Here is a 25,094-nt window from a genome sequence, read left to right on the forward strand (position 1 = left end):
AGTTCATACCCACGTATACTTGGCGGAACCATCGGACGGCGTATCTTGCAGTGACACGGGCGCCTTTATGGCTACCTGATATCACCTCCAGGTATCGACATGTCCAACACGGCAATTATTTCAATCATTGATGACGATGAGTCAGTTCGAATTGCATTGGATGGCTTGTTACGCTCCCACGGTTACCAAGTTAAAACATACGCCAGCGCCTTGGATTTTCTATCGTTCGGTGAACTTGAAAGCACGGCGTGCCTGATATCGGATATTCAAATGCCTGGCATGACCGGTATTCAAATGTACGATCGATTGGCGACCCTGGGCATTCTTATCCCGATCATCTTCATCACTGGATATCCCGGCGTCCCCCCTCCTGTCAGCGTTGCCGCACCCAAGCCAGTCGCATTTTTGCCGAAACCCTTCGACTGCGCTGAGTTGATCGCCTGCATCGAATCGGTATTTGCCCGGTCTGCTTGACCACTGCGCCCCCTCATACCTTTGTATAGATCACCCCTACCCAGGCATAGCCCCGATGACCTTATGTAGAAGTGTTAAACACAGGTCCTGCCAATAAGCTTTCCCACAGCGAACCGAAACTGAATGTGCTCGATATCAATTCATTGAAGCCAGGCGTTTTTGGAGTACTTCGCGACACGGTCACGCTGAAACAGTTAAACAAATCAACGTATCGATTTTGTCTTCGGGAGCTCATCATGAAACACCATATTCTGGTTGTTGGCGCAGGTTTCGGCGGGGTCTGGAGCGCATTGAGCGCCGCCCGGCTGCTGGACCAACACGATCGCAATGACGTGCAGATCAGCGTCCTGGCCCCCCAGGCTGAACTGCGCATCCGACCTCGCTTCTACGAGCCAGACGTCCATACCATGGCCGCACCGTTGGGTGACCTGTTCGACGCGGTGGGCGTGAAATTCGTCCAAGGCTCGGCGAGCAGTATCGATGTCGACAATAAGCGGGTTGGCTACGTGGATGCGTTCGGCACCCAGGGCACCCTGGGCTACGACCGCCTGGTGCTCGCGGCGGGCAGCCAACTGGTTCGCCCTGACCTCGAAGGCATGATCGAGCATGCGTTCGACGTTGATGAAATCGAACAGGCGGCCCGTCTCGAGGCCCACCTCAAATCCCTGAAAAATCTACCAGACAGCCCGGCCCGCAACACGGTGGTGGTGGCCGGCGGCGGCTTTACCGGGATCGAAACCGCCACCGAAATGCCCGCACGCCTGCGCGCAGTCCTCGGCGAGGATGCGGACATCCGCGTCATCGTGGTGGATCGCGGGCCGCAGATCGGCGCAGCGTTGGGCGACGGTATTCGTCCATCCATCGTCGAGGCGTCGGAGCACCTGGGTATCGAATGGGTCCTCAACGCCTCGGTCGAGTCGGTGGATGCCGGTGGCGTTACCCTGTCGAGCGGCCAGCGTATCGAGTCCCAGACCGTGATCTGGACCGTGGGGTTCCGCGCCAGTCCGCTGACCCAGCAGGTACCCGGCACCCGTGATCGCCAGGGTCGCCTGCACGTCGATGCCAACCTGAAAGTCTTGGGCCAGAACGACATATTTGCCAGCGGTGACGTGGCCTACGCCGCCACCGACACCCTGGGCAACTACGCGGCGATGTCCTGCCAACACGCCATCGCCCTGGGCCGCTATGCCGGCAATAACGTCGCGGCCGACTTGCTGGGCGTCGCGCCGATGGCCTACAGCCAACCCAAGTACGTGACCTGCCTGGACCTCGGTGCCTGGGGCGCGGTGTATACCGAAGGCTGGGATCGCCAACTCAAATTGGTCGGGCAAGAAGCCAAGGAGCTCAAGACCCAGATCAACACCGTGTGGATCTATCCGCCGGCGGCTGATCGCGCGACCGCCCTGGCCGCGGCCGATCCATCGATTCCGGTGGCCTGAGCCCCGTATCCGACCCCGGCCAGTCCCTCCTTTCTGCGCCGGTCTTTCCCGAACGCCTGCCAACGATGCTTGGGCAGGCGTTTTTTTTTGGCGCTCGTTCCCAAACCAGGTTGAATATCGTCACTGCCCAGCAAAATCCGTATCAATGCCCGCCCCTTACGCCTTGTGCACAAGGTAAGGTAGGCAGAAATCATTCGGATCGAGGTGTGCCGTGGCGTCCTATTCCTTGCGTCAGCTGAAGTACTTCGTCACCACCGTCGAATGTGGCAGCGTCGCTGAAGCGTCCCGCAAGCTGTACATCGCCCAACCGTCGATCGCCACCGCCATCAAGGGCTTGGAAGACAGTTTCGGCGTGCATCTGCTCATTCGTCATCACGCCCAGGGCGTATTGTTGACGCCTGGTGGCGCGCGTTTCTACCGCAAGGCCCAGGAGCTGTTGCGCATGGCCCGGGAGTTCGAGCAGAACGCGCTGGCCGACAACGACGTGATCAGCGGGCAGATCGACATCGGTTGCTTCGAAACCGTCGCCCCGCTCTACCTGCCACGGCTGATCGCCGGTTTCCGCGAGCGCTTTCCCGGGGTGGAGCTTCGCGTACAGGATGGCGAGCAACAAGAGTTGGTACAGGGCCTGACGGGGGGGCGTTTCGACCTGGCGATTTTCTATGAACACGACCTCGACAGCACCATCGAGACCGAAGCGCTGACGGCACCGCAACGCCCCTATGCGCTGTTGCCGGCGGGCCATCGTTTTGCCGATCAGGCCCAGGTGTCGCTGCGCGACCTGGCCCTCGAACCGATGATCCTGCTGGACGTGCAGCCCAGTCGCACCTACTTCGTGAGCATCTTCGAAGAGCTGGGCCTGACGCCCAACATTGTGTTCAGCTCACCGTCCATCGAGATGGTGCGTGGCATGGTCGGCCAGTCCTTCGGCTTCGCCGTACTGGTGACCCGCCCGCACTCCACCAGCACCTACGACGGGCAGCACCTGGTGTGCGTCGACATCGCCGAAGACGTGACCGGTTCGGCGCTGGTGGCCGGCTGGCTCAAGCGCGCCCACCTGACCAAACCCGCCCAATTGTTTGTCGATTACTGCAAAGAACAGTTCAAGCAATGGCTGGCCTGACGCCCCGTCAAACACCAGCCCCTGTGGCGAGGGAGCTTGCTCCCGCTGGGGTGCGAAGCGCCCCCATAAACAGGCTGCCCCAATCAACCTGGTACACCGCAGTGAACGCGTTGGGGCTGCTGCGCAGCCCAGCGGGAGCAAGCTCCCTCGCCACAAAAAACGGGGTTCGCCACAGGTTGGTGGTCGCCAAGAATGGATTTGAATAATCCCCACCACCGCCCAGTCAAACACCAGACCCTGTGGCGAGGGAGCTTGCTCCCTCGCCACAAAAAACCGATGATCGCCACAGGGTCGGTCTTTGCAAGTGAATGGGGTTTGAATGCCCCACCCACTCTCAGCCATACAAAAGGCGGTCTTCGTCACAAGCGCGATTCGCTGTCTAGCGAGCCGCCCAGGCATTGAACCGTTGTTCCAGTTCCTCGCCATGGTCGACCCAGAACTCCGCGTCCACGGCTTGGGCTTCAGCCAGGTTGGTCTCGGCGGTGGGCAACTGTTCCTGTACCGCCGCCGGCAACAACGCCAGTGTCTTGCGGTGCACCGGTCCATAAGGGATGTTTTCCGAAAACACCTTCTGGGTCTGCGGCTGGCTGGCAAAGGCAATGAACTGCTCGGCGAGAGCCTTGTTTGGCGTGCCCTTGACCACGGCCCAGTATTCCGGGTCGTACAGGCTCTGGGGCCAGACAATACTCAACTTCATGCCTTCCTTCTGCGCCGACGCGATACGCCCGTTGTAGGCCGCACTCATCGCCACGTCCCCCGCCACCAGCCATTGCGCCGGTTGCGCGCCAGCCTCCCACCATTGGATGTTCGGCTTGATCTGGTCCAGCTTGGCGAAGGCCCGGGATACGCCTTCTGGAGTGTTCAACACCTTATACAAGTCCTGCGCCTTGACCCCATCGGCCAGCAAGGCGATTTCCAAGGTGTACTTGGCCCCCTTGCGCAGGCCGCGCTTGCCCGGGTACTCGGCGACGTTCCAGAAATCCGCCCAGGACCTGGGTGCCTTGGCGAGCTTGGTCTGGTCATAGGCCAGGACCATCGACCACACGTAGGTAGCGACACCACACTCGTTGAGCGCACCCGGCACATAGTTCGCCGGGTCGCCAAGGCCTGTCAGGTCGAGCTTTTCGAACAAGCCTTCCTCACAGCCCCGCAGCAGCTCCGGGCTTTCCACTTCGACCACGTCCCAACTGGTGTGACCGGCCGCTACCATCGCCTTGATCTTCGACAGCTCACCGTTGTATTCGCCGGCCACGATGCTTCCTGCACCGCTGGCGTTGAAGGGTTGGAAGTAGGCCTTGTCCTGGGCCTGCTTGGTGGCACCGCCAAAGGAAATCACGGTCAAGCTCTGGGGCGCGGCCATGACGCTGGAACTCAACAACGCCAATGCACACGCAATATTGCAACGCAAGGATCTGGACATGGAGCGGTTCCTCGAAAATGCCGGCTCGCCCGCACGAGCCGGCGACGGGACTCAGAGGCGACCGTAAGCGCGGGCGGTGCGATCTACAGCTATACGGGTCTTGTCGACCAGTTCGTTGATGTCGGCATGGCTGGCGACCAGCGCCGGGGCCATGATCATCCGGCCCAGGGTGGAACGAATGATCAGGCCTTCCTCAAAACCAAAGGTGCGGCACTGCCAGGCCATGTCGTTCTCATTGGCGAAGCGCTTGCGACTGTCCTTGTCTTCGGCCAGTTGCAGGGCCGCCACCATGCCGGCGCCCTGGATCTCGCCAATCAGCGGATGGCCGCCGAACGCTTCGCGCAAACAGCGCTGCAAGTACGGCCCGGTGTCCTCCTTGACCCGCGTGACGATGCCCTCGTCGCGCAACGCCTTGAGGTTGGCAATCGCCACTGCGGCAGCCACCGGGTGTCCGGAGTACGTCAAGCCATGGGCGAACACACCGCCCTGCTCCACCAGCACCTCGGCCATGCGCTTGGACAGGATCAACCCGCCCATGGGGATGTAGCCGCTGGTCAGGCCCTTGGCGATGGACAACGTGTCGGGTTCGAAACCGAAATATTCATGGGCGAACCATTCACCGGTGCGACCGAAGCCGCCGATCACTTCGTCGGCGCACAACAGCACGTCGTACTGGCGGCAGATGCGCTGGATTTCCGGCCAGTAGCTTTCAGGCGGAAAGATCATGCCGCCGGCACCCTGGAACGGTTCGGCGACGAACGCCGCGATATTGTCGGCGCCCAGTTCGAGAATCTTTTCCTCCAGTTGTCGAGCAGCACGCAGGCCGAACTCGGCAGGCGTCAGGTCACCTTCATGGGCGAACCAGTACGGCTCATCGATGTGCGCCACATCCGGAATCACCCCGCCCATCTCGTGCATGAACTTCATGCCGCCCAAGGCCGAAGCGCCCAGTGTCGAGCCGTGGTAGCCGTTCCAGCGACCGATCATGACTTTTTTCTGGGGCTTGCCGAGGATCTGCCAGTAGCGACGCACGGTGCGAATCAGCACCTCGTTCGCCTCGGAGCCGGAGTTGGTATAGATAGCGTGGCTGTAGTGACCCGGTAAAAGGCTGAACAGCAGTTCCGACAGTTCCACCACGGCGGGGTGGGTGGTGTGGAAGAACATGTTGTAGTAAGGCAACTGCTCCAACTGACGGCTGGCAGCCGCCGCCAGGTCCTGGCGACCGTAGCCCAGGTTGGTGCACCACAGGCCCGACATGCCGTCCAGGTAACGCTTGCCGTCGTTGTCCCACAGCGCCAGGCCTTCACCCCGAACGATGACCCGTGGGCCTTCGGCATTGAGCGCTTTCTGGTCGAGGAACGCATGGATGTGGTGCGCCGCGTCCAGCGCCTGGTATTCGCGGGTCGTGCGGTTTGGATTCAGTGGCGCGTTCATCAGAGTTCTCCTTGCTTATTGGTCTTGAAGGCTTCGGTGGCCAGGGCAGACGCCAGTGGCTCGGGCTTGAACAGGGGTTTGCCCATCACGCACTTGACCCACACCACCGCGATCAGCGAAACGATGCCCAGCACCGCACCGGCGCTGGCAAAGATCGGAACGGTCATTTCGGGGCTGGGGGAAACATGCCAAATGGCAAAGAGCATGCCGGCGATGCCGAACAGCTGCGGCAACGGGTAGAACGGCGTCCGGAACGGCCGGTGCACATGGGGGTAGCGGCGACGCAGGGCAATCACGTTGATGTGGGTAATGATGTAGGCCAGCAGCCAGGCCAGGGCCGCAGCCAGTAGCAGAAGGTTGATGGCGTCAGGGCTGTCGTGCATCAGCAACAACGGCAAACCGGTCACCGCCGCGACAAACAGCACCGCGACCCACGGTGCGCCGCTGCGCTTGCCCTGCCGCTTGAAGACCCCGAACGCCTGCCCACTGCGGGCCATGCCCAGCAGCATGCGCGGGATGGCGGCGAGGGAACTGTTGAGCGTGCTGCACGTAGCGGTGATCGCGGCGGTCACCAGGAATACCTGCCCTGCTTCGCCGAACACCGTGGTGGCGAACAGATAATGAGGCAGGCCGTTACTGGCCAACTCCGCTTGCGGCACGGTGAGCAGAGCCCCCAGGCAATACAGGCAGATGACCACAAAGATCACGGTGAGGCCGATCATCATCGAGGCCGGAATGTTGCGCTCCGGACGTCGGGTCTCTTCCACCAGCGGACAGACGAACTCGGCCCCGACGAAGCCCCATACCGCCATCGCCGCCAGGGCAATCACGCCGAGCCCCAAGGGATTCCAACCAGAAGCCGTCACCAGCGTCGACACGTTGCTGGCGCCTTCGCTTGCCAGCGCCCCCAGCCCCATGACCACCAGCAGCACCGTCATCACCAGCGCCAACACGGTCTGCAAGCGCGAGAAAATATCGATGTTGAACAGGTTGAGCACGGTGAACAGGCACAGCACGCCAAGGGCTACGCTCAGGGGTGGCATCGAATGCGGATAGACCTTGTCGATGATGAATTCCATCAGCAGCAACTCCGCCGACAGGGCAAACATCGCCACCACCACATAGCCGGAGAAGGTCGCCAGGATGGCCGGGAACTGGCCGATTGCGACTTCGGTGTAGCTGCTCAGGCTACCGGCCCGAGGAATCATCAGCGCCAGTTCCGAGAACGAACAGGCGTAACTCAGGGCCAGCAGCCAGGCCAGGATCAACGGAATGACAAAGCCCAGGCCGGCCATCCCGGCGCCTTGCAGCATCAGCACCATGACGCCCTGGGAAACCACCAGGCCCACGGCCACCGCCAACAGGGCGCTCAGGCCCAGGCGGCGGCGCGGGCCTGCCAGGGATGGGGTAACGGTTTGTAGCGGCACGCTTGAGGAACTGTCCATCGGTTGCTCCGTTTTCTTGTTTTAGGGAGAACAAATCGATTGCGAGTGAAACCTGTGCTTGGGTCGTCAGCTACGCAGTTGGATCCAGGTGGTCTTGAGTTGCGTGTATTTGTCGATCGCATGCAGCGACAGGTCGCGACCGAAGCCCGACTGCTTGCCACCACCGAAGGGCACCGTGACGTCCAACGCATCCACGGTGTTCACCGACACCGTGCCGGCGTTCAGGCGCCGCGCCACGCGATGGGCGCGGTTCAGGTCGTCGGTCCACACGGACGCCGCCAATCCATAGATGTGCTCATTGGCCAGGGCGATGGCCTGTTCTTCGTCATCGAACACACTGATTGCCAATATCGGCCCGAACACCTCTTCCCGGGCCAACTGCATGGCCGGGTGCACGTGGGTAAAAATCGTCGGTTCAATGAAGTTGCTCGAACCTTCCAAGGTCAACTGGCGCCCGCCACAGACCAGGCTCGCGCCTTCGGCCTGGGCCTGCTGGATGTACTGCATGATTCGCGCGGTCTGGCGCGTATCGACAATCGCCCCGGCCCGACTCGCGGGGTCCAGTGGGTTACCCGGCTGCCACAGACGCGCCTGATCGATCAGGCGCTCGACGAACTCATCGTGGATCGAACGCTCCACCAGCAGCCGCGAGTTCGCCGAGCAGACTTCGCCCTGGTTGAAGAAAATCCCGAAGGCCGCTTTTTGCGCCGCCAGGTCCAGGTCCTGGCAGTCGGCAAACACCAGGTTCGGGCTTTTGCCACCGCACTCCAGCCAGACCTGCTTGAGGTTCGACTGGGCCGAGTACTGCATGAAGTATTTGCCGACTTCGGTGGAGCCGGTGAACACCAGCGAATCAACGTCCGGGTGCAAGCCCAGCGCCCGCCCCGCTTGTTCGCCCAGGCCCGGTACGACATTGAGCACGCCCGGTGGCACGCCCGCTTCCAGCGCCAGTTCAGCCAGGCGCAAGGCTGAGAAAGGCGATTGCTCGGCGGGCTTGAGCACCACGCTGTTGCCCGCCGCCAAGGCCGGTGCGAGTTTCCAGGCGGCCATGTCCAATGGAAAATTCCAAGGCACTACCGCCGCGATCACGCCCAGCGGCACACGAGTAATAGTGGCCAGGACGTTGGACGCCGAAGGGGCCACCTGGTCGTAGAGTTTGTCGAGGCTTTCGCCATACCAGGCAAACACATGGGCGGCGCCAGGCACGTCGATGTTCCAGGCATCCATGACCGGCTTGCCCATGCTCAAGGAATCCAGCAGCGCCAGCTCCTCGCGATGGGCCAGCATCAATTGCGACAGGCGCAACAGCACGGCTTTGCGCTCGGTCGGGGCCATGCGCGCCCAAGGGCCACACTCGAAAGCCTTTCGCGCACTCACTACGGCAAGGTCAACGTCCCGTTCACCACAGGCCACCACATTTGCTAGCCGCTGGCCATTGGCAGGGTTGATGACCTCCGAGCGCGCGCCGTCGAGTGCCTCGCACGGCTCGCCATCAATCAGGGCGCTGTCACGCAGGCGCAGGTGTGCAGCCCGGTTTTTCCAGTCATTGAAATCGTTCACCGCGATGTCCTTCGGTCAGATGTCGTTGGGGTTGCAGAGATAGCTCGCCAACCGATCCATCAAGCGATCGCAGGCAGCCATTTGTTCAACGCTCACGTTCTCGTCGGGCTTGTGCCCCTGGTCCATGCTGCCGGGTCCACAGACCACCGTCGGCACGCCGGCCTGGTGAAGCAGGCCGCCTTCGCTGCCAAAGGCGACGGTGCTGAAAGCGTCGCTGCCGCACAGGCGCGCAACCAGTTGGGCGGCCGCGCTTTCAGGCGAAGTGGCCAGGCCCGGGTAGGCCGACAGCGGCTCGAAACGAATCGCCGTATCCCCCACCACCGCCTGCATCGCCGGCAGCAGGGTCTGTTGCGCATAACCTTGCAACTGCTCGACCACCACGTGCGGATTGAAATCCGGCAAGGCGCGCACTTCGAAGTCGAAACGGCAATCGGCCGGGACAATGTTCAATGCCGTACCGCCCTGGATCACCCCGACCTGCACCGTGGAAAACGCCGGGTCGAAGCGCGGGTCGTGCCGTGACGGCTCGGCCAGTTCTGCACCGATCTCGCCCAGTCGCCCCATCAGGCGCGCGGCCTGCTCGATGGCGTTGACACCGTAAGGTGCATAGGCCGAATGGCAGGCCGCGCCTCGAACATGGCAACGCATCGCCAACTTGCCTTTGTGCCCCAACACCGGTTGGAGTTGGGTGGGTTCGCCGATCAGGCACAAGGCTGGTTGAGGGATGCGTTGTGGCAACACCTCCAACAGGCTGCGCACGCCCAGGCAACCGATCTCTTCGTCATAGGAAAACGCCAGGTGCACCGGCCGGCTCAGCGGGCTGGACAGAAACATCGGCACCGCCGCCAGCACCGAAGCCAGATACCCCTTCATGTCCGCCGTACCGCGCCCGAACCATTTGCCGTCTATCTCGGTCAGTCGGAACGGATCGACCGTCCAGGCCTGCCCATCCACCGGCACCACATCGGTGTGCCCGGACAACACCACGCCACCGGGCACCGACGGACCAATGCTCGCCAGCAAGTTGGCCTTGGTTCCCTCGGCGTTGTAGATCAGCTCGCTAACCACGCCCAGCCCTTGCAAGTAGTCGCGCACAAACTCGATCAAGGCCAGGTTCGAATCGCGGCTGACCGTGGCAAAGCCCACCAACCGTTCGAGCAACGCCCGGCTGCGCAGCTCACTCATCACCCGGCACTCCATAACTCGGCGCCAAGGTCGGGTTGAGCGCACGGGTCAGGTAATCCTGCAGTTGCGGCTGATAGGCGAGCCAGAGCTTTTCCAGCTCGCCTATGGGGTTTTCCTCGGCCCAGTCCACCCGCAAATCGACGATGGGCCACGTCAGGTCATCGACCACCGACAGCGCTGCCGAATGCACCGCCCCGGCCTCCCCGCCCGCCGCCTGCCCGGCCTGCAACGCGCTCATCAAGCGTGATGCAAGGCAGCCACCGCCCTGCTCGAAGGCGGTGACCATGGCCTCGATCACCGCAGCGTTGGCCAATAGATTGCCGGCGGCCACGCATTGCTCACCGGCCACGGCGTTGTGAGTGCCCAAGGTATGTTCGCCGCTGAACATCGCCGTGCGGCCCTCGGCATCGATTACCGCCACCTGGCGGTATTGGCTGTAGCCGTTGCGCCCCAGGGTCCGCTCCAGCGCCGCTTGCGCCACCTGGCCGCCGGCCAGTTCATCGAGCACCTGCGGCCCCAGGGCCGGCAGGGTAATGTTCTGGCTCGACACCGCGCCGACACCCGCCCGCAACCAGGGGCACCGGGCGCCGACGGCAATGCTCGAGGAACTGATGGCGATGCCCAACTGGCCGGTTTCGGCACAGCGTCCAACGATGGAAAAGGTCATGCTCCGCTCCTTATTCAGGGATTACCGCGATCACGTCGATTTCCATCAGCCACTGCGGCTGGCCCAAGGCGCTGACCACCAACCCGGTGGAAATCGGAAACACGCCCTTGAGCCACTTGCCGACCTCCTGGTACACCGGCTCGCGATAACGTGGGTCGATCAGGTACGTCGTGGTCTTGACGATGTGGCTCAGGTCGCTGCCGGCCTCTTCCAGCAATTGCTTGACGTTGCGCATGGCCTGCTCGGCCTGGGCGCGAGGATCGCCAAGGCCCACCAGTTGACCGTTGAAGTCGGTGCCAACCTGGCCGCGCACGTAGACGGTGTTGCCGGCGCGCACGGCCTGGCACAGGTCGTTGTCCATCGTCTGGTTCGGGTAGGTGTGCTTGGTGTTGAACATGCGAATACGTGTATGAGTAGGCATCAGCGGACTCCCGAGAGACTGGTTTTCGAACGGTGCGAATCGCTGTCCAGGGCCGGGGCCTGGCGCTGGGCGGCATCTTGGTAGGCGAGGTAAATGCGTTGCTTCACGATGTGGTCGGCAATGTGCCGGGCGTCATGCCAGACACCCCAGATGAACGCCGAGCCTCGACGTGACAGCCAGGGCAAGCCGACGAAATACAGGCCCGGCTCGCTGGAAACGCCGCGCTGATGGCGAGGCTTGCCATTGGCGCCGAGGGCGTCGACCTTCAGCCAGCTGTAATCCACCGAGTAGCCGGTGGCCCAGATGACGCTGGTCACGCCGGCGGCCACCAGGTCCAGTTCCAGGATCGGCTGGGTCATGCATTGCGGGTCGGGCAGCAAGTGACGGGCCTCAGGTTCGAGGGGCAGGTCCAGGCCGTTGCGGGCAATGTAGGCGTCGGCGGCATCCAACAGCGCCAGGTAGTTTTCGTCGCCACGGGCGATGTTTTCAGCGAGATTCGGTTCGAAGGTCACCACGCTGCCGTTGAACGATTGGGTCAGCCCCACCAGGGTGATGCCCTCGTGGGCCAACCGGCGAAAATCCACGGTATGGCCGCCGCGGGCACCGCTCACCGCAATGGTGACGTGCTCCTTGCCCGGCTTGACCGCCTCCGCATCCCACTCGCCCAGCACGCCCAGCCACCAGCAGAAATCGCGGTTGCGATAGGCCCGGGGCGGACGGTCATGGGCTCCCACCGAGAGATAGACCTGCTTGCCGGCGCGCTGCAGCTCATCGGCGATCTGCACCCCCGACGACCCGGCACCCACCACCAACACCGCCCCTTCGGGCAATTGCCGGGGGTTGCGATACTGGGCCGAGTGAAGCTGGGTGACCGACGTCAGATCCGGCGCAATCGGTGGAATCACCGGCCGTTGGAAAGGCCCGGTGGCGACCACCACATGGATCGCTTCGATCTGGCCTTCGGAGGTTTCGACAGTGAAGCCCGGCCGGCCGATATTGCGCTCGACGCCCCTGACCTCCACGCCGGTACGGATCGGTGCGGTGAACTTACGGGCATAGGCTTCGAAGTAATCGGCCACCTGGTCCTTGGTCGCGAACGCATCCGGGTCGAGCCCTTCGAATTCCAACCCTGGGAAGCGGTCATGCCAGGCCGGCCCGTTGGCCACCAGGGAATCCCAACGCGCCGTGCGCCAGGCCTCGGCAATGCGGCTTCGCTCCACGACGAGATGAGGCACGCCTTGACGGCTCAAGTGCTCACTCATGGCCACGCCGGCCTGGCCGGCGCCTATCACAAGCGTATCGATACGTAGGGTTTCATCGGGCATGTCTGTGCACTTCCGGCAGTAGGTTTGGTTCAGGCGGGCATGGCGCCGCCTCGGGTTTGGTTTTCTTGTTGTTCTGCGGTTGCGGTGATCGAGATGAGGTGTCGAGGCGATTGTGTTGGCAGGCGGGGATTTGCGAAACGAGGGTTTTTGTCGTTGCTGGGAAGGAAAAAAATGGGCTACTGCGCGGGAGCGATGGTCACGGCAACAAGGCGCGTCTCATTTGGACTTGATACCGGGCACCTGTGGCGAGGGAGCTTGCTCCCGCTGGGCTGCGCAGCGGCCCCAAACCCGTCACCGCGGCCAGTCAGACAGATAGCGTTCAGCTTTTTTAGGCTGCTGAGCAGCCAGCGGGAGCAAGCTCCCTCGCCACGGTATTCCGGTGCGGCAGACAATGGTTTATCCCGCCACGACGCCGGCCTGAGGGACTCACTCACTGCATCCGCGCCGGAAACGCCTTGAGCTCAAGCTTCTCCATCACCAACCCAATGAATGCCGAAACCGCCAGCGGCAACTGCCGCCGGCTCGGATAGAGCACATTCAGGCCGAAGCCGATGCGTTGGTATTGCGGCAGCACACGCACCAGCCTTCCGGCTTCCAGGTCGAGGCGGCTCAGCGCCCCTGGCAACACGGCGATGCCCAGGCCGGCGACGGTCGCCCGGCGCAACGCTTGGGCGGTGTTGGCGTGGAATCGGCTGGCGATCTGCACGTGCTCCTCGATGCCGCCCGGACCGACGAATCGCCAGTCGGTCAGGCCGCTGGGCTGGGCGAAGCTCACGCCGTCGTGGTGAGCCAGGTCCTGCAGCGAACGCGGTGCGCCACGTGCGGCAATGTAGGCGGGACTGGCAACCATGCCGTCGCCGTCATTGCTGAGCAGTTGGCGACCGACATACCCCGAGTCCTGCAACGGACCGCCGCGAAAGGCCACGTCGATGCGGTCGGCAATCAGGTCGACCCGGGCATCGCTGAGCACGAAATCAAGTTGCACTCGCGGATGCGCGGCTAAAAAGTCGGCCACCCACTCCATTGGGAAAAAGTCGAAGAAATCCGCCATCGCCGCAATGCGCACCAGGCCACCAGGCGCTTCGCCGCCCATCATCAGTTCCTGCCCTGCGTCCATCAAGCCGTCCACAGCGTCCACGCAACGCTCATAGAACGCCTGGCCCGCATGGGTCAACGTGAGCTTGCGGGTCGAGCGCTGCAGCAGGCGTGACGCCAACTGCGCCTCCAACTGCTGGACCCGTCGGCTGACCGTGTTCGAAGGCATGCCCAGCCGTCTGGCCGCTTCAGCGAAGCTGCCGCTGCGGACCACCTGGACGAACAGCGCAACATCGTTTAGATCGAGCATGGCGCCGACATTCCTTCGATTTATGGATGAGTTCAATCCGATTGTATCGACTAATCAAACCATTGGCAGGCCCTTATTCTTCGCCCATCGAGGCCCAACGCCCATGATTCGGAGGCAAGACCCATGAACAGCATCGTCGCAGCGCCACCCCGCGCCATCGTCCATCGCACTGCTGGCAGCAGTCATGGGCCAAGCAACCGGCTCATGAGCCCCGGCGACCTGGGCCAACTCTGCAAGCCATTCGTGTTTCTCGATCACTTCGCCTTCAACGCCGATGCCCTGCAAAGAGGTTTCGGCATGCACCCGCATTCCGGGATCGCCACGCTGACCTACCTGATCGAAGGCCAAGTGATCTACGAAGACACCACCGGCCAGTCCGGCACCCTGCCCAGCGGCGGCATGGAGTGGATGCAAGCCGGCAACGGCGTATGGCACACCGCTCGACCGGTTGCGGGTTCGCCGATCCAAGGTTTCCAGCTCTGGGTTGCGCTGCCGGCGGCAGAAGAAAATGCCCCATCCCGCAGCGTCTACCTGGCCCCCTCCGAGATCCCCCGTGAAGGTCCGGCGCTGGTGTTGCTTGGCGAATACGGCGCAGCCCGCAGCAGCGTCGCCTCCCCGGCGGGCATGAATTACCTCGCCGTGCAGGTGCAGGACAACGCGCACTGGCGCTACACGCCGCCGGCCGGGCACACCGTCGCCTGGCTGGCGGTCACCAGTGGCAGCCTCAGCGCCCACGGCAACGTGAATGCCGGGGAAATGCTGGTGTTCGAAGAATCCGGCACGGCCATCGACATCGTTGCCCGGGGCGCGACCTCCTTCGTGCTCGGTTCGGCGGTCAAGCATCCCCATGACCTGGTGATGGGCTACTACTCGGTGCACACCAGCGAGGCCGCCCTGGAAAAAGGCGAGAAAGAAATCCAGCGCATCGGCGCCCTTTTGCAACAAGAGGGTCGGTTGGCCTGACCGACCCTCGACTCAATCCCTCATTCATACCCGATCCCTTAGAGGTGAATCATGACTGACACCGGTCTCGATCTTCTGTTGTCCCGTACTCAAGTCGGCAAGCTGTCCCTGAAAAACCGCATGGTCATGGCGCCGATGACCCGCAGCCGCGCAGGCGCGGGCGATGCCGCCACGCCCTTGATGGCCGAGTACTACAGCCAACGGGCCAGCGCCGGCCTGATCATCAGCGAAGGCTCCCAGGTGTCGGCCCAGGGCAAGGGTTACCTGAGAACGCCGGGGATTTTTACTCCTGAGCAAGTCACCGGCTGGAAACAGGTGACCGATGCGGTCCATGGCGAGGGTGGGCAGATTTTTTTGCAGCTCTGGCATGTGGGTCGTCTTTCCCATCCTTTGGTGCAAGTCAACGGCGCCCAACCCGTCGCCCCTTCGGCGATCAAGGCCGATGGCGAGATCTATACCCCCGAAGGTCTCAAGCCCTACGAACTGCCACGGGCGCTGGCACTCGATGAAATCCCCGGCGTGGTCGCCGACTTCCGCCAGGCGGCCGTCAACGCGAAGGTCGCCGGTTTCGACGGCGTGGAGATCCACGGCGCCAATGGCTATTTGATCGATCAGTTCCTGCGTGACGGCACCAACCAACGCACTGATGCCTACGGTGGTTCGATCGAGCATCGCGCCCGTTTCCTCAAGGAAGTGGTCGAGTCGGTGATCGAGGTCTTCGGCGCCAGCCGTGTCGGCGTGCGCCTGTCGCCGATCTTCAGCTACTTCTCGATGAGCGACGGCAACCCGCAAGCAACATTTGACTACACGGCCAGGATGCTCAGCCGCTATGGCCTGGCTTACCTGCACATCGTGGAACTGGGCGAAGGCCCGTTCGACTTCCTGGAACTCAAGCGTCGCTTCGGCGGGACGTACATTGCCAATGGCGGCTACAGCGCCGAACGCGCCGCCACGGCCATCAGCCGTGGCGAAGCGGACCTGGTGGCGTTCGGCACGCCGTTCCTGGCGAACCCGGACCTGGTGGAACGGTTCAAACAGGGCCAGGCGCTGAACACCCCTGACGCCTCGACGTTCTATCAGGGCGACGAGCGTGGGTATACGGACTATCCGACTTTGGCCGGGGCTCAAGCAGGCCAAGAGGCGTAATGCCCGAGACCTGTGGGAGCTTGCTCGCGAAAGCGGGATGTCAGTCAACGATGATGTTGAATTTGGAATTGCCTTCGCGAGCAGGCTCGCTCCCACAAGATCTCCGGTTGACCGCTATATCTGCATTCACCACCAATCCCCTGTGGGAGCGAGCTTGCTCGCGAAAGCGGATTGTCAGTCAAGGATGATGTTGAATCTGATATTGCCTTCGCGAGCAAGCTCGCTCCCACAAGAGCTCCGGTTGACCGCAGAATTTACATTCACCACCAATCCCCTGTGGAAGCGAGCCTGCTCGCGAAAGCGGAATGTCAGTCAACGATGATGTTGAGATAGCGGTGGCTCAGAATGCAGCGGGCGCTCAAGTACTTTCCGACACATCAATCTGAAGCGGCACCACCCGTCTCGGCGCCGAGCCTGGTGGCGTGGCTGTCGCCGCCTCGACCAGTGCTTCGACCGCCTGTTCGGCCATTGCCCCGACGGGATGAGACAACACCGCCTGAACCAACCCCGTCTTCAACGCCTCGCGTGTCAACGGCGTCAGGTCGTGGCACACCACCACCGGCAGGCGAAGCTGCTGCTCCTGGAGACTGCGCAAGGCCCGCAACACCCCGGCGATGCCGCCACCAGCCACATACAGCCCGGCCAGGTCGGGCTCGGCCGTGAGCAAGTCCAGCGTATTGCCATACGCGAACTCATCGTCCTCCAGGGTCAGGCGCGAAGCGAGCAACTCCCATTCGTTGGAGTGCTCGGCCAGGTAACTGCGAAAGCTCAGTTCACAGAGTTCCTGGCACTGGAAACGCTGACTGCTGAGCATGACAGCCGCAGCGCCAGGTCGATCCGCCAGGCGGCTGATGAACCAGCCTGCCGTGCGACCGGTGAGTCGATTGTCCAACCCGACGTACCCCGTGCCGCTGGCGCTGGACAGCTCCGACAGCAACGCCACCACCGAAACGCCCGTCTCGCGCAATTGCGCAACCGCCTCCCGAACCCGTGGATGGTCCACTGCCACCACGCCCAGGCCCTCCACCTGATCGCGCAGGGCCAGGATGCGTTGCGCGACGATGACCGGGTCGAGATCGTCCAGATAACCAATGACCACGCGGATCCGTGCTCGCGTGCAGGTCGCGGCGGCATTCGATAGCGCATGGGCGAGCCCCTGGTAAAAAGGCACGCCACTTTTCTGCAACAAGAAGCCAAGCCGCAAGGTCGGGCGGTCGTTGAGCACCCGTTGTTCGATCACGCCCTTGGCATGGAACCCCAACCGCGCAGCAGCCGCGGCGATGCGTTGGGCGGTATCGGCACGCACATCGGCGCGAAGGTTCAGCACCCGGTCGACGGTGGACAGGCTGACCCCCGCCTCCCGGGCGACATCGGCCATGGTGGGGCGCAGTTTACGGCGGCGTTCTTCTGACATGTTTTGACACCTCCATTCGGTATCATGAGGGGTTTTGACAGATTAAGCCATCGCCCCATGGCCCCCTTTCCGCCAACTCAATAGCATCAGGCCAAGCACATAAAAACAATCACAGCCGGAGTGCCCCATGACGATTCATATCTGCACCGCGCCCTGCTGCTGGGGCGTCGACGACGTCAAGAACCCTTTCCTGCCTCCGTGGCGGCGGGTGCTTGGGGAAGCGGCCGAGGCCGGCTATCGCGGGATCGAGCTCGGGCCGTACGGTTACCTGCCGCTAGACCCCGATACCATCAGTCCGGCCCTGTCCGAACAGGGTCTGCAGGTGGTCGCCGGGACGATCTTCGACGACCTCGTCAGCCCCGCCAACCTGCCCGAACTGCTGCGCCAGACCCATGAAATCTGCACGCTGCTCAAACAGCTGCCGCCCATGGAACAGCAAGCCGGCCAGCGCCATGCCGGGCCCTATCTGGTGATCATCGACTGGGGCCACGAAGTGCGCGACTACGCAGCCGGTCATTCGGACCGCGCCCCGCGCCTGGACGATGCACGCTGGAACGCAATGATGGCGCACATCCGCGCCATCGCCGACATCGCCTGGCATCAATACGGCATTCGCGCCGTCATCCACCCCCACGCGGGTGGATACATCGAGTTCGCCGACGAGTTGGCGCGCCTGGTGGAAGATATTCCCCATGAAGTCGCCGGGCTGTGCCTGGACACCGGGCATCTGTACTACGCCGGCATGGACCCGGTTGCGTCGCTGCGCACCTACGCCCATCGCCTGGATTACCTGCATTTCAAGGACATCGATCCGGTGGTGTTCGATCAGGTGCTGAATGAACACCTCCATTTTTTCGCGGCCTGCGCCCGGAGCGTGATGTGCCCTATCGGGCGCGGTGTCATCGACTACCCGGCGCTGTACGACCTCGTGCATGAACTCGGCTACGTCGGCTGCATCACCGTCGAACAGGAGCGCGACCCACGCAATGCGGGGAGCAGCCTCGACGACGTGGCCGCCAGTCGCGCCTACCTGGCCGGCATTGGTTTCTGATCACACAAGGACAACGACATGATCAACGGCAGCAAAACCCTCACGCGCCCCATCCGCTGGGCCATGGTCGGTGGCGGCGAACACAGCCAGATCGGCTACATCCATCGCTCGGCCGCCCTGCGCGACCGGAACTTCGAATTGGTCGCCGCGGCGTTGGATATCGACCCCACCCGGGGCCAAGTCTTTGGCCAACAACTGGGCATCGACCCCGAGCGCTGCTATCCGGATTACCTGAGTCTGTTCGAGCTGGAGGCGCAACGTCCCGATGGGATTGAAGCGGTGTCGATCGCCACGCCCAACGGCACCCACTACGCCATTACCCGCGCCGCCCTGGAAGCCGGGCTGCATGTGGTCTGCGAGAAACCGCTGTGCTTTACCCTCGAACAGGCCGAGACCCTGCGCAGCCTGGCGCACGTCAAGGGGCGCATCGTTGGCTTGACCTACGGCTACGCGGGGCACCAGTTGATCGAACAGGCCCGGGCGATGATCGCGGCCCAGGAACTGGGCGAGATCCGCATGGTGCACATGCAGTTCGCCCATGGTTTTCACAGCGCGCCGGTGGAGGCCCGGAACCAGGCGACCCAGTGGCGCGTCGACCCGCGCCAGGCCGGGCCCAGCTACGTATTGGGAGACGTCGGCACGCACCCGTTGTATTTGTCCAAGGTGATGCTGCCTGATCTGAAGATCAAACGCTTGATGTGCAGCCGGCAAAGCTTCGTCGCCAGCCGCGCGCCGTTGGAAGACAACGCCTACACCTTGATGGAATACGAAGGCGGCGCCATGGGCATGGTCTGGTCCAGCGCGGTGAATGCCGGTTCGATGCACGGGCAGAAGATCCGCGTGATCGGCGCCCGTGCCAGCCTGGAATGGTGGGACGAGCGGCCCAACCAACTGAGCGTCGAGATCCAGGGCCAACCCGCGCAGATCCTGGAGCGCGGCATGGGCTACCTGCACGCCGACGCGCTGCAAGACGACCGCATCGGTGGCGGCCATCCTGAAGGGCTGTTCGAAGCCTGGTCCAACCTCTATCGCCGCTTCGCCCTGGCCATGGATGCGGCCAACCGTGGCGAAAGCGAAACGCTGGCCGCCCTGCGCTACCCCGACATCGATGCGGGTGTGGAAGGTGTGCGCTGGGTCGAGCGCTGCGTGGAGTCCGCTGACAACGATGCCGCCTGGGTCGCGTATTGATCCCGGTAATTCAGTCAACGCAATACCCCTGTGGCGAGGGAGCTTGCTCCCGCTGGACTGCGCAGCAGTCCCAAAAGGGGGCCGCTTCGCGCCCCAGCGGGAGCAAGCTCCCTCGCCACGGGCAATGAGTATTCCTCAATGGAGAACAACCATGAAAATCGCCCTCGACCCCTACATGCATCGCCACCTGAGCCTGCCGGACCTGTGCCGCAAGACCGCCGAGCTCGGCTTCGAGTACCTGGAGCTGTCGCCACGGGAGGACTTCCTGCCCTGGTGGGTACGCCCCCGCGCCCATAAGGAGCGCATCGCCGAGTTCAAGAAAGCCCTGCGCGTCCACGACCTGCAACTGGCCTCGCTGCTGCCGATGTACCGCTGGGCCAGCCCCCATGAAGACGAACGCCGGGCAGCGGTGAACTACTGGAAGGAGGCGATCCAGGTCGCCGTGGACATGGGCTGCCCGACGATGAACTCGGAGTTTGGCCGTGGGCCTTCGCCTGATCGTGGGCATACCGTCAGTTGCTGCGGTGGCGTGCACAGCCATGAGTCGAGCGAAGCGGCGTGGTGGCGCTCGATGGAGGAACTGGTGCCGATCCTGGAAAGCGAAGGCGTCACGCTGAACGTCGAGCCTCACCCGGAGGATTGGTGCGAGACCCTGCACCCGGCCCTCGACATGCTCAAGACCATTGGTTCGGACAACGTCAAGTTCCTGTACTGCACGCCGCACACCTTCTACTTCGGCGACGACATGCAGGCCATGATCGCCGAGGCCGGGTCGATGATCGCCCATGTCCACATCGCCGACACCTACAACCACAAGGCCTCGTCCGGCCTGCGCTACATCGTCAATCCCCCGGGCGCCAAGGTCACCGTACACCAACACATGGACATGCACCAGGGCGAGATCGACTGGGACCTGTTCTTCAGCGAACTGGCCAAGACTGGCTTCGACGGCATCGTCACCGCATGCGTGTTCGGCTGGGAAGAACGGGCGGACGACTCCGGGCGTTTCATGCGCAAGGAAATCCAGGCCTACGTGGACAAGTATTTCAGGTAGATCGTCACGGGAGCAATGGCACGATCCGCGGCTCGATCGCCTGCTCGCTCACCTCCAGCAGCGCCAGCGTCACCGGCAACTTGAACCGTCGCCGGCCGGCGCTGCCTGGGTTGAGATAGAGCCGCTCGCCACGCCACTCGATCAGCGGCTTATGGGAATGGCCGGTGATCACCAGCCGCACGCCTGGGTCGAGTGGCGCCGGCACGTCCGCGATGTCATGGACCAATAGGGCCTGCCATCCCATCAGGTCGAATTGCAGGCAATCGGCAAGGTACCCTGCCCATTCGGCGTCCAGATCGTTGTTCCCACGCACCACCTGCAGCTCGCCAATGGAAGCCAAGGCATCAAGGATTTCCGGGCTGCCGATATCACCCGCATGAATGATCCGCTCACAGCCTTGCAGCGCCGCAAGCGCTTCAGGGCGCAGCAGGCCGTGGGTATCCGAAATCACACCAATTTTCACGAAACCTTTCTCCTCAATCGTGTGTCGCCGGTTATACCTGCCTCGTCGCAGTTAGCTAACGTGCTGAAATCGAATAGGATAGGCTACGCCTGGAAAGGCGCAGACCCGTCGTGGAAAGGATATGTGAATGCTCGGACGCAAGCAGCCAGAGCCCAAGATCGAAAGCCCGGATGAAGCCTTCTCCCAGCAGGCTGTGCGGGCCGGAGCTGCATTTCGGCTGACCGTGAGTTTCATGCTGGTGGTGGTCATCGCCTTCCTGGCCGTCGAAGGCTGGCGAACCTGGCGCGATTACCGTGCCGCGTTTGCGTCTGCCCGGGACTCGGTGACGAACCTGGCACGGGCGACGGCCCAGCACGCCGAAGACACCATTCGACAAGTGGATGTGGTTACCGCCGCCCTCGCCGAACGGGTGGAGGGCGATGGCCTGCAGAACATGGACGTCCCGCGCATCCATAAGCTCTTGGTGCAACAGGCCGCGATCATGCCGCAGTTGCACGGGCTATTCATATACGGCCCGGACGGCCAATGGCTGGTGACGGACAAGGAAGTCATTCCGGAAATGGCGAACAACGCCGACCGCGACTACTTCCAATACCACCGCACCCATGAAGATCGAGGCGTGCGCATCGGTGACGTGGTCCAGAGCCGTTCCACCCACGACCTGATCATTCCCATTTCCCGCCGCCTGAACAACCCCGATGGCTCGTTTGCCGGCGTAATGCTGGGGACCGTGAAGGTCAGCTATTTCGTCGACTACTACGGCGACTTCAAAATCGATGGCAAAGGCGCGCTGGTCCTGGCCAAGCGCAGCGGAACGATCCTGGTCCGACGTCCCTTCGTCGCCTCGGTGATTGGCAAGAGCCTCGTCAACAGCGTGATCTTCAGGGAGCATTTACCCACCTCCAACCAAGGGGTTGCCGAAGCCAGGGCCGTCGTCGACGATACCGAGCGCCTGTATGGCTACCGGGCCTTGACCACGTATCCGCTGGTGGTGGAATCCGGCTTGTCCCGCGAGTCGATCATCGCGCCCTGGCGCCGGGACCTGCTCAAGACCGGCCTGGTGTTGATTTTCCTGATCGCGATACTGGTGGGCTTCGGGCTCATCGTGTTGAGCCAACTGCGCTACCGCATGACCATGGAAAAGCAGATTCGCAGCGCCCACCAGGCCATGCGCGACATGGCGCTGACCGACAGCCTGACCGGGCTGGGCAACCGCCGGCGGCTGGACATCACCCTGGCCGATGAGCTGCGCCTGGCCAGGCGCCAGGGCTCATCCCTGGCCCTGATCATGCTCGATGTGGATTACTTCAAGCGTTTCAACGACCGGTACGGCCATGCCGCCGGTGACGATTGCCTGCGGGCGATTGCGGGCGCGATCGGGCAGACCATCAAGCGGCCGGGCGACCTCGCGGTGCGCTACGGCGGTGAGGAGTTCACCGTGTTGTTGCCCAACACCGACAGTGCCGGGGCGGCCAGGGTCGCGCAGCAAATCCTCGAAGCCGTCAGGGCCTTGAACATTGAACATGGCGATCATCCCCTGGGCATCGTGACCATCAGCGCCGGCATCACCACCAGCCAGCCGAGCGACGAGGATGCAACCCCGGCGGTGCTGATCAAGGCCGCGGACGCCTTCTTGTACCTGGCGAAAAACACCGGGCGAAACCGTTGGTGCAGCGCTGGCGCAACGTCGGGGTGAACGCCGCGAGCGCGCCGCGCATCGGTCAGAATCGTGCAAACCCAAGTCCACAGGTGCCGGCGAGGCGCCTGGCGGCTACAATGCGCGCTTCGACCGTGACCAGCCTGACTAAAAACAAATGTCCTTGCCCAAACATCATCTGGAATTGCTCAGCCCCGCCCGCGACGTGACCATCGCCCGCGAGGCCATCCTGCATGGCGCCGACGCCGTGTACATCGGTGGCCCGAGTTTCGGCGCGCGTCACAACGCCTGCAACGAGGTGGGCGATATCGCCCGGCTGGTGGAATTCGCCCACCGCTACCACGCCCGTGTGTTCACGACCATCAACACCATCCTGCACGACAACGAGCTGGAGCCGGCCCGCCAGCTGATCCACCAGTTGTACGATGCCGGCGTCGACGCGTTGATCGTCCAGGACCTGGGGGTGATGGAGCTGGATATCCCGCCCATCGAGCTGCACGCCAGCACCCAGACCGACATCCGCACCCTGGCCCGGGCCAAGTTCCTCGACCAGGCCGGTTTCTCGCAACTGGTCCTGGCCCGTGAGCTGAACCTGCAGGAAATCCGCGCCATCGCCGACGAGACCGATGCGGCCATCGAGTTCTTCATCCACGGCGCGCTGTGCGTGGCCTTTTCCGGCCAGTGCAACATCTCCCACGCCCAGAACGGCCGCAGCGCCAACCGTGGCGACTGCTCCCAGGCCTGTCGCCTGCCCTACACCTTGAAGGACGACCAGGGCCGGGTGGTCGCCTATGAAAAACACCTGCTGTCGATGAAAGACAACAACCAGAGCGCCAACATCCGCGCCCTGGTGGAAGCCGGCGTGCGTTCGTTCAAGATCGAAGGGCGCTACAAGGACATGGGCTATGTGAAGAACATCACCGCCTATTACCGCCAGCGCCTGGACGATGTCCTCGAAGACCGCCCGGACCTGGCCCGCGCTTCCAGCGGCCGCACCGCGCACTTCTTCGTTCCCGACCCGGACAAGACCTTCCACCGTGGCAGCACCGACTATTTCGTCAGCGAGCGCAAGATCGACATTGGCGCCTTCGACTCGCCAACCTTTACCGGCGTGCCGGTGGGCGTGGTGGAGAAAGTCGGCAAGCGCGACCTGCAAGTGGTGACCTTCGATCCGCTGTCCAACGGCGACGGCCTCAACGTGCTGGTCAAGCGCGAAGTCGTCGGTTTCCGCGCCAACATCGCCGAGCCCAAGGGTGAGTTCGAAGAGGACGGCCAGAAACGTTACCGCTACCGCGTCGAGCCTAACGAGATGCCGGCCGGTATGTACCAGTTGCGCCCCAACCACCCGTTGAGCCGCAACCTGGACCACAATTGGCAGCAAGCATTGCTCAAGACCTCTTCCGAGCGTCGGGGCGGCCTGGCCTGGGTGGCGCGCCTGCGTGAAGAACGCCTGGAACTGACCGCCACCAGCGAAGAAGGCATTAGCGCCAGTGTTTCCCTGGATGGGCCGTTCGGCCTGGCGAACAAGCCGGAACAGGCCCTGGAGCAACTGCACGACCTGCTCGGCCAACTGGGCACCACCGAATACCACGCCACCGCTATCGAGCTGGATGCGCCCCAGGCGGTCTTCATCCCCAACTCGCAGCTCAAGGCGTTGCGCCGCGAAGCCATCGAAGCCCTGCCCGCCGCCCGCATCAAGGCCCACCCACGCGGTGGCCGCAAGGCCGAGACCAGCCCGCCTCCGGTGTCCCCGGAATCGCACCTGTCGTTCCTGGCCAACGTCTACAACCAGAAGGCCCGGGACTTCTACCATCGCCACGGGGTCAAGCTGAGCGACGCGGCCTTCGAAGCCCACGAGGAAACCGGTGAAGTGCCGGTGATGATCACCTAGCACTGCCTGCGCTTCTCGTTCAACCTCTGCCCCAAGCAGGCCAAGGGCGTCACCGGCGTGCGCACCAAGGTCGCGCCGATGCAGCTGATCCACGGCGATGAAGTGCTGACGCTGAAGTTCGACTGCAAACCTTGCGAGATGCACGTGGTTGGCAAGATCAAGGGCCACATCCTCGACCTGCCATTGCCCGGCAGCACGGCGCAGCCCGTGGTAGGCCATATCAGCCCGGAAGCCCTGCTCAAGACGATCCCGCGCGCACCGCATTAAGCAATAGCAAGCCCACATTGGGTTTCGGGCGTTCACAAAACATGCATCCACCACAGGTCCCTGTGGGAGCGGGGGTTGAAGCGGAGGGCGGGGAAAAGTCGACGAGAGGGTTGGATTTTGGGGGGCGGTGGCGGCGGAGGCCCGGGCCCGACAGCAGAAGGG

20 protein-coding genes and 1 pseudogene are annotated in these 25,094 nt (G+C 63.0%); 10 read left to right on the forward strand and 11 right to left on the reverse strand.

Features of this window, described 5'->3' with window-relative positions:
• The first annotated feature begins 99 nt into the window (after positions 1-99).
• The 3 genes from HGO40_RS18290 (at position 100) to HGO40_RS18300 (ending at position 3,036) form a co-directional block, all read left to right on the forward strand.
• On the forward strand, positions 100-474 hold the full coding sequence (locus HGO40_RS18290) for a response regulator transcription factor (protein ID WP_250964147.1): 375 nt from the start codon (positions 100-102) through the stop codon (positions 472-474).
• 236 nt (positions 475-710) lie between these two features.
• Positions 711-1,913, forward strand: coding sequence for an NAD(P)/FAD-dependent oxidoreductase (locus HGO40_RS18295; RefSeq protein WP_250964148.1), 1,203 nt, complete (start codon positions 711-713; stop codon positions 1,911-1,913).
• Positions 1,914-2,124: 211 nt separating this feature from the next.
• On the forward strand, positions 2,125-3,036 hold the full coding sequence (locus HGO40_RS18300; RefSeq protein WP_250964149.1) for a LysR substrate-binding domain-containing protein: 912 nt from the start codon (positions 2,125-2,127) through the stop codon (positions 3,034-3,036).
• Between the two features lie 379 nt (positions 3,037-3,415).
• Here the strand turns inward: HGO40_RS18300 and HGO40_RS18305 are convergent, their stop codons facing one another.
• The 9 genes from HGO40_RS18305 to HGO40_RS18345 form a co-directional block, all read right to left on the reverse strand.
• Positions 3,416-4,396: a gamma-aminobutyric acid-binding protein gene (locus HGO40_RS18305; RefSeq protein ID WP_502943327.1), complete on the reverse strand. Its 981-nt coding sequence runs from the start codon at positions 4,394-4,396 to the stop codon at positions 3,416-3,418.
• A gap of 111 nt (positions 4,397-4,507) precedes the next feature.
• Positions 4,508-5,890, reverse strand: a complete 1,383-nt coding sequence (locus HGO40_RS18310; RefSeq protein ID WP_250964151.1) for an aspartate aminotransferase family protein — start codon at positions 5,888-5,890, stop codon at positions 4,508-4,510.
• On the reverse strand, positions 5,890-7,335 hold the full coding sequence (locus HGO40_RS18315) for an APC family permease (protein WP_250964152.1): 1,446 nt from the start codon (positions 7,333-7,335) through the stop codon (positions 5,890-5,892). Before HGO40_RS18315 ends, HGO40_RS18310 begins: the two co-directional genes overlap by 1 nt.
• A 66-nt stretch (positions 7,336-7,401) precedes the next feature.
• Entirely contained in the window at positions 7,402-8,895 is a 1,494-nt protein-coding gene (locus HGO40_RS18320) for an aldehyde dehydrogenase (RefSeq protein WP_250964153.1), read from the reverse strand.
• A 15-nt stretch (positions 8,896-8,910) separates the two neighbouring features.
• A complete protein-coding gene (gene argE / locus HGO40_RS18325) occupies positions 8,911-10,080 on the reverse strand; it encodes an acetylornithine deacetylase (protein WP_250964154.1) in 1,170 nt (389 codons plus the stop codon).
• Positions 10,073-10,747, reverse strand: coding sequence for a DUF1028 domain-containing protein (locus HGO40_RS18330; RefSeq protein ID WP_250964155.1), 675 nt, complete (start codon positions 10,745-10,747; stop codon positions 10,073-10,075). Before HGO40_RS18330 ends, argE begins: the two co-directional genes overlap by 8 nt.
• A 10-nt stretch (positions 10,748-10,757) precedes the next feature.
• Positions 10,758-11,168: a RidA family protein gene (locus HGO40_RS18335; RefSeq protein WP_250964156.1), complete on the reverse strand. Its 411-nt coding sequence runs from the start codon at positions 11,166-11,168 to the stop codon at positions 10,758-10,760.
• A complete protein-coding gene (locus tag HGO40_RS18340; protein ID WP_250964157.1) occupies positions 11,168-12,493 on the reverse strand; it encodes a flavin-containing monooxygenase in 1,326 nt (441 codons plus the stop codon). The genes HGO40_RS18335 and HGO40_RS18340 overlap by 1 nt, the downstream gene beginning before the upstream one ends.
• A 430-nt stretch (positions 12,494-12,923) precedes the next feature.
• Positions 12,924-13,838: a LysR family transcriptional regulator gene (locus HGO40_RS18345; protein ID WP_250964158.1), complete on the reverse strand. Its 915-nt coding sequence runs from the start codon at positions 13,836-13,838 to the stop codon at positions 12,924-12,926.
• A 123-nt stretch (positions 13,839-13,961) separates the two neighbouring features.
• On the opposite strand from HGO40_RS18345, the gene HGO40_RS18350 reads away from it, so the two are divergent.
• Positions 13,962-14,801 (forward strand): pirin family protein, encoded by an 840-nt coding sequence (locus HGO40_RS18350; RefSeq protein WP_250964159.1) that lies wholly within the window; start codon positions 13,962-13,964, stop codon positions 14,799-14,801.
• Positions 14,802-14,852: 51 nt separating this feature from the next.
• Positions 14,853-15,947, forward strand: coding sequence for an alkene reductase (locus HGO40_RS18355; RefSeq protein WP_250964160.1), 1,095 nt, complete (start codon positions 14,853-14,855; stop codon positions 15,945-15,947).
• Between the two features lie 358 nt (positions 15,948-16,305).
• Here the strand turns inward: HGO40_RS18355 and HGO40_RS18365 are convergent, their stop codons facing one another.
• Positions 16,306-17,361 carry a LacI family DNA-binding transcriptional regulator gene (locus tag HGO40_RS18365; RefSeq protein WP_250964161.1) on the reverse strand — a complete coding sequence of 352 codons (1,056 nt, stop codon included), beginning with the start codon at positions 17,359-17,361 and terminating at the stop codon, positions 16,306-16,308.
• A gap of 127 nt (positions 17,362-17,488) precedes the next feature.
• Between HGO40_RS18365 and HGO40_RS18370 the strand changes: the two genes are divergently transcribed.
• The 3 genes from HGO40_RS18370 (at position 17,489) to HGO40_RS18380 (ending at position 20,654) form a co-directional block, all read left to right on the forward strand.
• Positions 17,489-18,412: a TIM barrel protein gene (locus HGO40_RS18370; protein WP_250964162.1), complete on the forward strand. Its 924-nt coding sequence runs from the start codon at positions 17,489-17,491 to the stop codon at positions 18,410-18,412.
• An 18-nt stretch (positions 18,413-18,430) separates the two neighbouring features.
• The gene (locus tag HGO40_RS18375; RefSeq protein WP_250964163.1) at positions 18,431-19,600 is read left to right on the forward strand and encodes a Gfo/Idh/MocA family protein; all 1,170 of its coding nucleotides are present in this window, start codon (positions 18,431-18,433) and stop codon (positions 19,598-19,600) included.
• Positions 19,601-19,751: 151 nt separating this feature from the next.
• Positions 19,752-20,654 (forward strand): sugar phosphate isomerase/epimerase family protein, encoded by a 903-nt coding sequence (locus tag HGO40_RS18380; RefSeq protein WP_250964164.1) that lies wholly within the window; start codon positions 19,752-19,754, stop codon positions 20,652-20,654.
• Between the two features lie 4 nt (positions 20,655-20,658).
• Here HGO40_RS18380 and HGO40_RS18385 read toward each other — a convergent pair whose 3' ends face one another.
• Complete coding sequence (locus HGO40_RS18385; protein WP_250964165.1) at positions 20,659-21,117, reverse strand: metallophosphoesterase family protein; 459 nt, start codon at positions 21,115-21,117, stop codon at positions 20,659-20,661.
• A gap of 127 nt (positions 21,118-21,244) precedes the next feature.
• Between HGO40_RS18385 and HGO40_RS18390 the strand changes: the two genes are divergently transcribed.
• Both HGO40_RS18390 and HGO40_RS18395 read left to right on the forward strand, forming a co-directional pair.
• Positions 21,245-22,813: a sensor domain-containing diguanylate cyclase gene (locus HGO40_RS18390; RefSeq protein ID WP_250964166.1), complete on the forward strand. Its 1,569-nt coding sequence runs from the start codon at positions 21,245-21,247 to the stop codon at positions 22,811-22,813.
• Positions 22,814-22,931: 118 nt separating this feature from the next.
• A pseudogene (locus HGO40_RS18395) lies at positions 22,932-24,932 on the forward strand (peptidase U32 family protein).
• Positions 24,933-25,094: the final 162 nt, after the last annotated feature.

Origin of the sequence: Pseudomonas sp. CG7 (assembly GCF_023701885.1) — a bacterium.
Classification (GTDB): Bacteria; Pseudomonadota; Gammaproteobacteria; order Pseudomonadales; family Pseudomonadaceae; genus Aquipseudomonas; species Aquipseudomonas zanjanensis.

Coding starts and splice junctions, on each gene's coding strand:
- HGO40_RS18290 (WP_250964147.1), top strand. CDS start 100: ATGTCCAACACGGCAATTATTTCAATCATTGATGACGATGAGTCAGTT.
- HGO40_RS18295 (WP_250964148.1), top strand. CDS start 711: ATGAAACACCATATTCTGGTTGTTGGCGCAGGTTTCGGCGGGGTCTGG.
- HGO40_RS18305 (WP_502943327.1), bottom strand. CDS start 4,396: ATGGCCGCGCCCCAGAGCTTGACCGTGATTTCCTTTGGCGGTGCCACC.
- HGO40_RS18310 (WP_250964151.1), bottom strand. CDS start 5,890: ATGAACGCGCCACTGAATCCAAACCGCACGACCCGCGAATACCAGGCG.
- HGO40_RS18315 (WP_250964152.1), bottom strand. CDS start 7,335: ATGGACAGTTCCTCAAGCGTGCCGCTACAAACCGTTACCCCATCCCTG.
- argE (WP_250964154.1), bottom strand. CDS start 10,080: ATGAGTGAGCTGCGCAGCCGGGCGTTGCTCGAACGGTTGGTGGGCTTT.
- HGO40_RS18330 (WP_250964155.1), bottom strand. CDS start 10,747: ATGACCTTTTCCATCGTTGGACGCTGTGCCGAAACCGGCCAGTTGGGC.
- HGO40_RS18335 (WP_250964156.1), bottom strand. CDS start 11,168: ATGCCTACTCATACACGTATTCGCATGTTCAACACCAAGCACACCTAC.
- HGO40_RS18340 (WP_250964157.1), bottom strand. CDS start 12,493: ATGCCCGATGAAACCCTACGTATCGATACGCTTGTGATAGGCGCCGGC.
- HGO40_RS18345 (WP_250964158.1), bottom strand. CDS start 13,838: ATGCTCGATCTAAACGATGTTGCGCTGTTCGTCCAGGTGGTCCGCAGC.
- HGO40_RS18350 (WP_250964159.1), top strand. CDS start 13,962: ATGAACAGCATCGTCGCAGCGCCACCCCGCGCCATCGTCCATCGCACT.
- HGO40_RS18355 (WP_250964160.1), top strand. CDS start 14,853: ATGACTGACACCGGTCTCGATCTTCTGTTGTCCCGTACTCAAGTCGGC.
- HGO40_RS18365 (WP_250964161.1), bottom strand. CDS start 17,361: ATGTCAGAAGAACGCCGCCGTAAACTGCGCCCCACCATGGCCGATGTC.
- HGO40_RS18370 (WP_250964162.1), top strand. CDS start 17,489: ATGACGATTCATATCTGCACCGCGCCCTGCTGCTGGGGCGTCGACGAC.
- HGO40_RS18375 (WP_250964163.1), top strand. CDS start 18,431: ATGATCAACGGCAGCAAAACCCTCACGCGCCCCATCCGCTGGGCCATG.
- HGO40_RS18380 (WP_250964164.1), top strand. CDS start 19,752: ATGAAAATCGCCCTCGACCCCTACATGCATCGCCACCTGAGCCTGCCG.
- HGO40_RS18390 (WP_250964166.1), top strand. CDS start 21,245: ATGCTCGGACGCAAGCAGCCAGAGCCCAAGATCGAAAGCCCGGATGAA.